Consider the following 10,771-nt stretch of genomic DNA (forward strand, 5'->3'; position numbering starts at 1 on the left):
ATGTTCAAAACTATAAATCATTTTACCTTAATCCACATTATTGTTTAAATATGAATTGTCCGTATTGATGTCAGGACCATCTTCATCGTCGCTTAATGTGTATCTTGATACCTCCTCACTATCATCGGTGGTTTTGTTTCCGGATAGCTTTGTTTTGCGGCGGATATAGGCAGGAACAGCTTCAAGTTCTTCAAGCTTTTTGGTATCCCATAGTGTGTTTGCTTTTTGTCGTTCTCTGCCATCTGGGTCTTGTTGTTTTTCATTACCGCTACTTTCCGGGACAAAAGCAATTTCATCTTCTTCTCTTTCAGGCGTGCCTTCAATTTCAAGCAGATGCTCTTCTTTTTGGTCTGATGCAGAAGTTTGTTCATCCTGGGCATCGTCATAGTTTTCTTCGCCGGGATCGGGTTTTAATGTAACCTTTTCGATGCGGTCTGCTCTTTTAGCATAAATTTCCGGTATTACATCGGTATCGAAACCGGTTGCAATAACAGTTACAGCTACTTTGTCGCCAAGTTGCGGCTCGGCACTAAGTCCCCAGATCACATCTGCATTTTGGCCGGCTTCATCTTGTGCATAATCGGTAATCTGCCCTATTTCGTCCATCGTTACTTCTTCGGCACCTGAAGTAATATGCAGTAACATGTTTTTCGAGCCGTGTATGTCATTGTTGTTGAGCAGGGGAGAGGTGAGTGCCTTTTGAATAGCCTTAACCGCCCGGTCTTCTCCTTCGGCTGATGCTCTCCCCATAAGGGCTACGCCACTTTTATGCATTACTGTAAACACATCCTCGAAGTCTACATTTACAACACCCTCAACAGTTATAATTTCTGCGATACCTTTTGCTGCCGTAGAGAGAATATCATCTGCATGGCTAAAAGCTTTTAGTGCTGATGAGTCACCGTAGATCTCGCGCAACTTTTCGTTATTAATTACGAGTAATGAGTCTACATGTTCTTTCATGCGCTCAATTCCTTCAACAGCCTGGTTGATGCGTCGTTTTCCTTCAAAAAGAAACGGTATGGTTACAATTCCAATGGTAAGGATACCCTTTTTCTGGGCTTCTTCAGCTATTACAGGAGCAGCGCCTGTGCCTGTTCCGCCACCCATTCCGGCAGTAATAAAAACCATTTTTGTGTTGGATTCCAGTATTTCGCTGAGTTGTTCCAAACTCTCAATAGCAGCCTGGCGACCTTTGTCGGGTTTGCTTCCGGCTCCCCTTCCGCCTGTAAGCGATTCTCCCAATTGTACTTTTACAGGTATGGGGCTTTTGGCTAAATCCTGGGCATCGGTATTACAAACCACAAAATCTACTTCGTTAATGCCTTGCTGATACATGTAGTTCACGGCATTTCCTCCACCTCCTCCAACACCAATTACCTTTATAATGGATGATCGGTTTTGTGGTAAATCAAACTGCATCAAATTATCATCGTTCATAAACCAGCTGTTTCAGGTTCTACATTTGTGTGTCGTCTAAATCAAAAAGATCGCCAAATAGCGTTTTGACTTTATTTTTTATATTCTTACCATTTTTTGGTTGTGTGGTCTCTTGTTTGTTTTCAGGTTCTTCTGTTTTTTCTTCAGCGACAGGGGTTTCAAATTCAAACAGGTTATTCGATTCTTTGTTCTTGTTTTTTCCGTTCAAATCGTCATGTCCTTCCATAATAAGACCAATTGCCGTTGCAAGAGCCGGGTCGTGCACTATTTCACTTGAATCACCGGTGGCTGCAACTCTTGGTTTACCAACCCTGGCCATTTGCCCTGTTTTGTATGACATAAGCTGAGGCAGGGTTTTAAGCATAGATCCACCGCCTGTTACAACGATTCCTGCACCCAGGCTGCCCCGTAGGTTGTTGGAGTCTAGATGATAAATCACCTGTTCTATTATTTCTTCCATTCTTGCCTGAATGATGCCTGCCAAATGCACAAAAGAGATTTCTTTGTGCGGCATACCATTTATTCCCGGAATTTTAACCACCTTATTTTTGTCGCTACTGTTCACCAGGGCTCTTCCAAACTCTTTTTTGAGTTTTTCTGCGTAGCGCAATACAATTTTACACCCTTCTTTAATATCGCTTGTAACAGAATAACCGCCAAGTGGGATTACAGCAGTATGTACAATGCAATTATCGCGGTAAACGGCCAGGTCAGTTGTACCTCCGCCAATATCAATCATAGCTACGCCAGCTTCGAGTTCATCATTACTTAAAACTGCTCTTGATGAAGCCAATGGCTCCATAACAAGTTTTTTAACTTTTAATCCAACTCTGGTCACACATTTTTTAATATTATTGGCGGCACTGATTTTTCCAATTACTACGTGGAAATTACCTTCCAGACGTTTGCCGGCGACTCCAATGGGATTTTCTACACCAACTGCGTCATCCACGGTGTATCCTTGTGGAAGTACATGTATAATTTCTTCACCCATATTTACGGCTGTGTTATACATTTGGTCCATAAGCTCGTTGGTGTGGGCTTCTGTAATTTCTTCTTCGTCAGATCCCAACTGGATGTATCCGCTGGTGCGTTGTGAACGTATATGTGCACCTGCAATACCTACATAAACTTCTTTTATTTTAAGACCGGCATTCGATTCTGCTTCATCAACAGCCGCCTGAATGCTGCGTACGGTCTCTTCTATATTCAATACTTCTCCTCTTCGTACACCTTTTGAGTCATGTCGACCTACGCCGAGAATTTCAAATTTTCCACTATCGGTTTTTCTGCCAATAATTGCTACAATTTTGGTAGTTCCGATGTCAATCGCCGATATGATACTGTTTTTTTGTGCCATTAATACCTATCTTTTTGTACAAACAACCTGATTTTTATACTTGAGATTTACACGGCTGTATTTATTCCAGCCTAAATTACTAAAACCTTTATAATATATTACTTTGAGTTTGAAAAATTTATTCAACAAGTCATCAACACTCCCGAATTCTATGGTGTGGGTGCCAACTTTTGGAATGAGTTCAAACTCATTTTGTTTTACGAAAATTTGTTCTATCTGCCTCTTTAACAGGCTATCCTGATTAATGTAAGCGGCCATCTCATATATTTCATCAATCATTGTGTTTTCCGGGCCTTTGATGCGAACCAGTGAATCTATGGTTATGTTTCCGTTTCCCGGTATTTTTTGAAATACATCTCCCGATACAACCAGTACTCTGGAAGAGTAATTGGGTGATAATGGCAGGAGATAACCTTTTTCGCCAATGTAGTAACTCTGTCCATCCTGTAATACAACCCGGGCAATTGGATTCCTTTGTGTGAGATCTATGTGGAAGTCTCCATGCACATCTGCCCAGGCACAAACATCTTCTGCGAATGGCATATTGTTTTTTACAACATTTTCAACCTCTGCTGCCGGAATGTCATAAACCGGATACCCCCAGAGCTTTACTTCCATAGTTTTTAATAAATTCACCACTTCCTGAGGTTCAATAAAACCTGCCTTCAGGCTGTCATTAATATTGATATTTACATTTTCGCATAGCACATTATTCATCTTGCCCGATACAAGACTTAATGTAACCAGCATGTATAAAATTATTCCCAAAAGGCTTATATGTTTGCGAATCCAGTTCACCTTATATGTTGATTTAGTGTTTTTTTAATATCGTCTACCATAAAACCGATGTCGCCCGCACCCATGCTAATGAATGTCTCGGGGATCACCTTTTTAAGTTTTTCAACAACTTCTGTTTTGTTTATTAACTGATATTTAGCTTTTGTTAGCTTATTGCCAATCAGTTGACTTGTTACGCCAGCTATGGGTTCTTCTCTGGCCGGGTAAATAGGTAATAAAAATATGTAATCGGCCAAATCAAGTGCCTCTGCAAATTCTGCAGAAAAATCTTTAGTTCTGCTATACAAATGAGGCTGAAAAGCTACCGTAATTTTTTTACCTGGAAATGCATGACGCGCTGACTGTATGCACGCCTCAATCTCTTTTGGATGGTGTGCATAATCATCAATATATGTGATATTTTGATTGATATGCACCTGAAACCTTCGTTCAACGCCTTTTAATGATGCCAATCCCTCGCGAAGCTCTGCTGGTTCTATTCCAGCTTCAATTGCCAGGGCTGCAGCTGCTAATGCATTTTCAAAATTATATGATCCGGGAAGGTTCACTTTTAGATCTTCGAAAACACCTTTGGGTGTAGCAAGGTCAAAGGTAAATTCCCCATTATTGTAATAAGTGTTTAAAGTCTGATAGTCTGCCTTGTCTTCTGTGCTGTAACTGAGTGATTGAGAAGGTAAATCGGTTTTTTTAAGCACATCTTTGTGGATTATGAGTCTGCCGCCTTCCTTTAATGCTTTTTGGGCGAATTGATTAAATGCCTTTTTTACCTCGCTGTATGAACCGTAAATATCCAGATGATCGGCATCAACACTTGTAATTAATGCAATGTGCGGATTGAGGTACAAAAATGAACGATCGTATTCATCTGCTTCAATTACCGTGTAAGCTGCATTTTTATCAAAAAGCAGGTTGCTTTGGTAATTGGCAGAAATACCGCCTAAAAAGGCATTGCATTTTAAACTACTTTGATACAGCAAGTGTGCTGTAAATGTGGATATACTTGTTTTCCCGTGCGTTCCGGCTATGGCTATGCTTTTATAGTTTTGTGTTACCTTACCCAAAAGTGCGGCGCGTTTTATTACTTCAAATGTGTTGTTTCTGAAATAGCTGAGTATGATGTTTTGGTAAGGAATAGCAGGTGTGTAAACGACCAACACATCATCCGGGTTTAGCATGGATTGTGGAATGTGGTGAATATCATCGTTGTAAGTAATTGTGATACCTTCTTTTTCCAATTTATGCGTTAATGAAGTAGGCGTGAGGTCGTAACCGGCAATTGTATAACCCTTAAGTTTGAAATATCTTGCCAGGGCGCTCATGCCAATGCCGCCGATGCCAACAAAAAATATGTGTTGTTTTTGCTTCATTCTACTCCTGCTAATTTTAATATTTCTTTTGCAATTTTTTCATCTGCATCAGTCCGGGCGAAATTTTTTAATTGAGTTCTCATGCCTTCTGCGACTTTATCGTCTTCTAATATTGATTTAATTTTTTCAGGAAGCTTTTGAGCGGCCTCATGATCTGGTAATAATACTGCTGCACCTATGTTTGCCAGTGCTTTTGCATTATGTGTCTGGTGGTCTTCGGCCACGTTGGGGCTTGGTATTAAGATAGCCGGCAGGCCTACTACACAAAGTTCTGATATGGTTCCGGCACCGGCTCTTGCTACCACTACATCGGCACATGCATATGCATAGTTCATGTTTTCAATGAATTTTGTCAGGTGAATGTTATCATTTACCTGGTAACCCAGCCTGTTGGTGAATTCTTTAAAATATAAACTACCACACTGCCATAGCAATTGTATGCCTGTTTCTTCGAAAAAAGCGAGGTTTTTATAAATAGCTTCGTTTACAGAGCGTGCCCCCTGACTACCACCGGTGACCAAAACTGTGGGTTTGTCGGGGTCGAAACCAAAATTGTGACAAGCCTCTTTTACTGTTTCTGTAGCCTTAAATAGCGATGAGCGAATGGGGTTTCCTGTGAAAATAATTTTTTCCGACGGGAAATATTTGTCCATATTGTCATAAGCCACACAAATTTTGCTGGCTCTTTTTGCAAGCATTCTGTTGGTAATACCGGCATAGCTGTTTTGCTCCTGCAATAGGTATGGTATTTTTCTTTTACTTACAACACGTAAAACCGGACCGCTTGCGTAACCTCCAAAGCCTGCAGCTACATCTGGGTCAAAATTTCTAACAATTCGCTTAGCGCGTTGCATAGCCTTTATGAGTTTTTTGAAAAAAGTAATGATTTTTAATGAAGGTTTCCGTGGAAAGCCCATTACGGGTAACCCGGTAATAGGGTAACCAGCAGCAGGTACTTTTTTCATTTCCATTTTACCTTCGGCACCCACAAACTGAATTTCAATTTCGGGATGCATTTCTTTTAATTTATTGGCAGTCGCCAGGGCAGGGAAGATGTGTCCGCCTGTTCCTCCGGCGCTTATCATTACTTTAATTTTTCTCATATACTACTTCATTTTCATGAATATCTCTTAACTCCTCTTCTGGTTCAGGCTGAGGAGGTTGTTTCTTCTCTTTTTGCAGACTTCGGCTAACACTAAGTATGATGCCCATCTGAATGCTTGAAATCAGCATTGAGGTACCCCCCATGCTAACGAAGGGAAGTGTTTGCCCTGTTACCGGCAATAGCCCCACACTTACGCCCATGTGCACGAATGCCTGAATTACCATGAGTATCATCATTCCCGCTACCAGCAGAGCGGGGCCGACCCGGTTTGACCGTTTTACAATAGCCGCAGTGCGGTAAAATAGCACCAGGTAAAGGAAAATAATTATCAGGGCTCCTACAAGTCCTGTTTCTTCTACAATAATGGCAAAAATAAAATCTGAAAAAGGGTTTGGTAAGATGTTTCGCTGTACGCTGTGCCCCAGGCCTTTTCCAACCAGCCCGCCACTGGCGATGGCAATTTTAGATTGATTCGACTGAAAATTGCCGCCTTCATCTTTATCGATAAAACTTTCAACTCTGCTTTTCCATGTACCTACCCTGCTTTCTGTATCAGAAACCATAGCTATGAGAACGAAAAAGCTAATGGCAATAACGCCTATACCAACCAGGCCAAAAATGTATTTAAGTCTTACTCTGCCGATATACATTAAAATTACCGCACTCAGGAACAGTAGCCCCGCGGTAGAGAAGTCGGCAGGTAAAATAAGTGCACAAACAATAAATACCGGAATTACAAGCCGCTGAAAGCCTTTTCTGAAATCGTCTATGACTTGCTGTCGTGAAGCGATGAGTGTTGCCAAATACATCATTAGCGCCAGCTTTGCAAAATCGGATGTTTGAAATGACAGGTTAAGCAGCGGTACCGTAATCCATCTGCTGGCCTGGTTGAGGCTAATACCTCCGACCATGGTGTAAAGCAGAAGTGGTACAGCTAAATAGAAAAATAGTTTTGACAGCCTTAGTATGGTTGTATATCGTATTAAATGGACAAAATACATGACACCGAGGCTTAATAGCATAAATACCAGGTGGCGTAATAAGAAGTATTGGGTGTTTCCTTCAAATCTTTTGTAAGCCAATGTTCCGGTGGAACTATATACAGCCAACAGCGAGAAGATACCCAGAATAAATACAATTATCCAAATCCCCCGGTCACCTTGTAATATGTCAAAAATGCCCTTTTTCATTTATAGTGCTCTTACGCTCATTTTAAATTGGTTGCCACGATCTTCATAATTATCGAAAAGGTCGAAGCTTGCACAAGCCGGTGAAAGTAAAACACAGTCGCCTTTTTTGCCCATGTCGAATGCCATTGCAACAGCATCTTTCATACTAAAGGCTTCTGTAATATGATCTACTTTGCCTTCAAAAAAGTTCTTTATTTTTTGGTTGTCAGTGCCCAGACAAACAATAGACTTAACTTTTTGGCGCACAAGCTCATCCAGTTCGCTGTAATCATTGCCTTTGTCTATTCCGCCAACTATCCAGATCACTGGCTTGCGCATGCTCTCAAGGGCATACCAGGTTGAATTTATGTTGGTGGCTTTAGAGTCATTAATGAATTCTACTCCCCGAACAGAGATAAACGGTTCGAGGCGGTGTTCTACACCACTGAAAGTCATCAGGCTTTCTCTTATGTTGTCTTTGCTTATGCGCAATATGTCAGCAGCTATGCCGGCGGCCATGCCGTTAGTGGCATTGTGCTTTCCTTCAAGAGCAAGCTTTGTATATATCATATCAAATTCAATATTTATGCTATTAAAAATTATTTTATCGTTGTTTAACCATGCCCCTTTTTGGGGTTGTGTTAGTGTAGAGAATTCCAATTTTTGTGCTTTGCCTTTATTGAAATGTAAATGTTCATTAATTACCGGATCATCGGCATTTACTATCAGATAGTCGTTTTCTGTTTGGTTCTGGGTAATTCGGAATTTTGCAGCAATATATGATTCAAAATTATTGTCGTAGCGGTCCAGATGATCGGGTGTAATGTTGAGTAATACAGCAATGTTGCATTTGAATTTTTTCATCCCATCAAGCTGAAAGCTGCTAAGCTCAATAACGTAGTAATCGTAGTTTTTCATGGCCACCTGTCTGGCAAAACTTTGCCCCACATTACCACCCAGCCCAACGTTTAGCCCCGCTATTTTTAGTGTTTGATAGGTCCACATTGTAGTAGTGGTTTTACCATTTGACCCGGTTATGCCAATCATGAATGCGTTGCTGTAACGTCCGGCAAATTCAATCTCTGATATTACTTCTATGCCTATGTTTAGGGCTTGCTGAACAATATCAACTGTTTCTGGTATGCCCGGGCTTTTTACGATGGTTTGTGCTGTTAAAATTTTTTCGGAGGTGTGGCCTCCTTCTTCCCAGGGGATATTATATTGGTCTAATTCTGCTTTATAGTCGGGTTTTATTTCGCCATTATCAGACACCCACAGTTCAAATCCTTGTTTTTGTGCAAGGATAGCAGAGCCTACACCGCTTTCTCCGGCGCCAAGAATTGCTATATGTGGATTGTCTGTCTTCATTATTATCGAATTTTAAGTGTAAGTATGGCGATTACGGCCAGCAATAACCCTATAATCCAGAATCGTGTTACAATTTTTGCTTCAGGCATACCCGATTTTTGATAATGATGATGTAAAGGTGCCATGCGGAAAATACGCCTGCCTGCACCGAATTTCTTTTTCGTGTATTTGAACCACGATACCTGCATTATTACTGAGATATTTTCGATCAGGAATATTCCACAAAGAATGGGTATTAATAGTTCTTTTCGGATGAGGATGGCAAATACAGCTATAATTCCACCAATGGTCAGACTGCCAGTATCGCCCATGAAAACCTGTGCCGGATAGGAGTTGTACCATAAAAACCCGATTGTGGCACCTATAAAAGCACTCATAAAAACAACCAGTTCTGCTGTGAGCGGAATGTAGTATATGTTGAGGTAATCGGAGTAAATGAGGTTACCGGAAAGATAGGCCAGAACGCCTAAAGTTACCCCGGTGATGGCCGAAGTTCCGGTTGCCAGTCCGTCGAGCCCGTCTGTCATATTAGCTCCATTTGAAACTGCTGCTATAATGAAAATTACTACAACTATGAAAAATCCCCATCCCCATTTTTGAGCGGCCTCATCATTCATAAAAAGTTTGAAAAGCGTAGCATAGTCTCCATCATTATTTTTAAAAAAGGGAATGTTCGTGCGAGTAGCCTTGGTGTTATGCGCACTTTCAGCCTGCGTTTCTGTCGATATTTGTTCGGTCATTTCTATTTCTGTGCCGGGCTTTATTGTGTCTTCTCTTATCACGATATCGGGATGCAACCACATTACCAAACCAACAATAAGTCCCAATGTGATTTGCCCGAGTAATTTGAATTTTCCGGCCAGCCCCTCTTTATGCTTCCTGAATACTTTGATATAATCGTCGATAAACCCAATAGTTCCCAGCCATATGGTTGTAATAAGCATTAGTACAATGTAGATGTTTGAAAGCTTTGCAAATAGGAGGGTTGGTATTAGAATGGAACCGATTATAATCAATCCCCCCATTGTGGGTGTGCCTTTTTTCTGAAGTTGCCCCTCCAGGCCAAGGTCTCTGACTGTTTCACCTATTTGTTTGATCTGCAAATACCGGATTAGGCGCCTGCCATACATCATCGAAATTATGAGCGATGTGATAATTGCCAGGGCAGACCTAAATGTGATATATTGAAACATGCCGGCACCCGGCACATTTAGTTCTTGTAGATAATCAAACAAATAGTATAACATGGGCTCCTTATTTAAAGTGTTTCATTAATATTTCACGGTCATCAAAATGATGACGCTTGCCTTTGACTTCCTGGTAAGTTTCATGACCTTTTCCTGCGATTACAATGATGTCGCCCTGCCTGGCTAGTCCTACTGCTACTTTAATAGCTTCTTCGCGCGATTCAATTGTGAATTCTCTGCCTGTAAATCCTATAGGAATTCCTGTTTTCATGTCCTGTATAATTGCTTCAGGATCTTCGTTTCTTGGATTGTCTGATGTGAAAATAACGGTGTCGGCATACTGACAGGCTTTTTGAGCCATGATTGGCCTTTTGGTTTTATCTCTGTTGCCACCTGCGCCAATTATTACTATGAGCTGTTCGTTACCTGTTCTTACTTCATCTACAGTCGATAATACATTTTCTACCGCATCTGGGGTGTGGGCATAGTCGATAATGCCATGTGTGCCATTTGCCGATATAATATGCTCAAAGCGCCCCCGAACTGGTTTTTGCTTGCTTATTACCCTGAGTAGTTCCTGGCTGTCGTTATAAAACTGAATAGCAGTGCTGTAAACTGCCATTAGGTTGTATGCATTGAAAAGCCCTGTGAGCATAGTCCACATTTGAGTTTGCTCCAAATGCAACATCATGCCATCCATCTCCTTTTTTAATATTTTGGCTTTGTGGTCAGATGGTTTTTTTAGACTATAACTTATGCATTTGGCTTTTGTGTTTTGTACCATAATACTGCCGTTTTTATCGTCAGCATTATAAATGGCTATTGCATCTTTACTTAGGTGTGTAAAGAATTTTTGTTTGGCTTCAATGTAGTTTTTAAAAGTTTTGTGGTAATCCAGGTGATCCTGGGTTATGTTGGTGAAAACTCCTGAAGCAAAATCTATGTATTTTACCCGATCCTGGTCTACCGCATGTGAA

Annotated in this window: 9 protein-coding genes; all 9 read right to left on the minus strand. The window is 41.0% G+C overall.

Annotation, left to right across the window (positions count from 1 at the left end):
- Positions 1-27 precede the first annotated feature (27 nt).
- Positions 28-1,440, minus strand: coding sequence for a cell division protein FtsZ (gene ftsZ, locus VJ937_RS04145; protein WP_324065630.1), 1,413 nt, complete (start codon positions 1,438-1,440; stop codon positions 28-30).
- A 19-nt stretch (positions 1,441-1,459) separates the two neighbouring features.
- Positions 1,460-2,800 carry a cell division protein FtsA gene (gene ftsA, locus VJ937_RS04150; protein ID WP_324065631.1) on the minus strand — a complete coding sequence of 447 codons (1,341 nt, stop codon included), beginning with the start codon at positions 2,798-2,800 and terminating at the stop codon, positions 1,460-1,462.
- A 6-nt stretch (positions 2,801-2,806) separates the two neighbouring features.
- Entirely contained in the window at positions 2,807-3,550 is a 744-nt protein-coding gene (locus VJ937_RS04155; RefSeq protein WP_324065632.1) for a hypothetical protein, read from the minus strand.
- 44 nt (positions 3,551-3,594) lie between these two features.
- Positions 3,595-4,965, minus strand: a complete 1,371-nt coding sequence (gene murC / locus VJ937_RS04160; RefSeq protein WP_324065633.1) for a UDP-N-acetylmuramate--L-alanine ligase — start codon at positions 4,963-4,965, stop codon at positions 3,595-3,597.
- On the minus strand, positions 4,962-6,068 hold the full coding sequence (gene murG, locus VJ937_RS04165) for an undecaprenyldiphospho-muramoylpentapeptide beta-N-acetylglucosaminyltransferase (protein WP_324065634.1): 1,107 nt from the start codon (positions 6,066-6,068) through the stop codon (positions 4,962-4,964). Before murG ends, murC begins: the two co-directional genes overlap by 4 nt.
- Complete coding sequence (locus VJ937_RS04170) at positions 6,055-7,260, minus strand: FtsW/RodA/SpoVE family cell cycle protein (RefSeq protein ID WP_324065635.1); 1,206 nt, start codon at positions 7,258-7,260, stop codon at positions 6,055-6,057. The genes murG and VJ937_RS04170 overlap by 14 nt, the downstream gene beginning before the upstream one ends.
- The gene (gene murD / locus VJ937_RS04175; RefSeq protein WP_324065636.1) at positions 7,261-8,607 is read right to left on the minus strand and encodes a UDP-N-acetylmuramoyl-L-alanine--D-glutamate ligase; all 1,347 of its coding nucleotides are present in this window, start codon (positions 8,605-8,607) and stop codon (positions 7,261-7,263) included.
- A gap of 2 nt (positions 8,608-8,609) precedes the next feature.
- A complete protein-coding gene (mraY, locus tag VJ937_RS04180) occupies positions 8,610-9,854 on the minus strand; it encodes a phospho-N-acetylmuramoyl-pentapeptide-transferase (protein ID WP_324065637.1) in 1,245 nt (414 codons plus the stop codon).
- Positions 9,855-9,861: 7 nt separating this feature from the next.
- A partial coding sequence (locus VJ937_RS04185; RefSeq protein WP_324065638.1) for a UDP-N-acetylmuramoyl-L-alanyl-D-glutamate--2,6-diaminopimelate ligase occupies positions 9,862-10,771 on the minus strand: 910 nt, incomplete at its 5' end.

Source organism: Salinivirga sp. (assembly GCF_035268865.1).
Lineage (GTDB): Bacteria > Bacteroidota > Bacteroidia > Bacteroidales > Salinivirgaceae > Salinivirga.

Coding starts and splice junctions, on each gene's coding strand:
- murD (WP_324065636.1), bottom strand. CDS start 8,607: ATGAAGACAGACAATCCACATATAGCAATTCTTGGCGCCGGAGAAAGC.
- mraY (WP_324065637.1), bottom strand. CDS start 9,854: ATGTTATACTATTTGTTTGATTATCTACAAGAACTAAATGTGCCGGGT.
- murC (WP_324065633.1), bottom strand. CDS start 4,965: ATGAAGCAAAAACAACACATATTTTTTGTTGGCATCGGCGGCATTGGC.
- ftsA (WP_324065631.1), bottom strand. CDS start 2,800: ATGGCACAAAAAAACAGTATCATATCGGCGATTGACATCGGAACTACC.
- VJ937_RS04155 (WP_324065632.1), bottom strand. CDS start 3,550: ATGCTGGTTACATTAAGTCTTGTATCGGGCAAGATGAATAATGTGCTA.
- VJ937_RS04170 (WP_324065635.1), bottom strand. CDS start 7,260: ATGAAAAAGGGCATTTTTGACATATTACAAGGTGACCGGGGGATTTGG.
- murG (WP_324065634.1), bottom strand. CDS start 6,068: ATGAGAAAAATTAAAGTAATGATAAGCGCCGGAGGAACAGGCGGACAC.
- ftsZ (WP_324065630.1), bottom strand. CDS start 1,440: ATGAACGATGATAATTTGATGCAGTTTGATTTACCACAAAACCGATCA.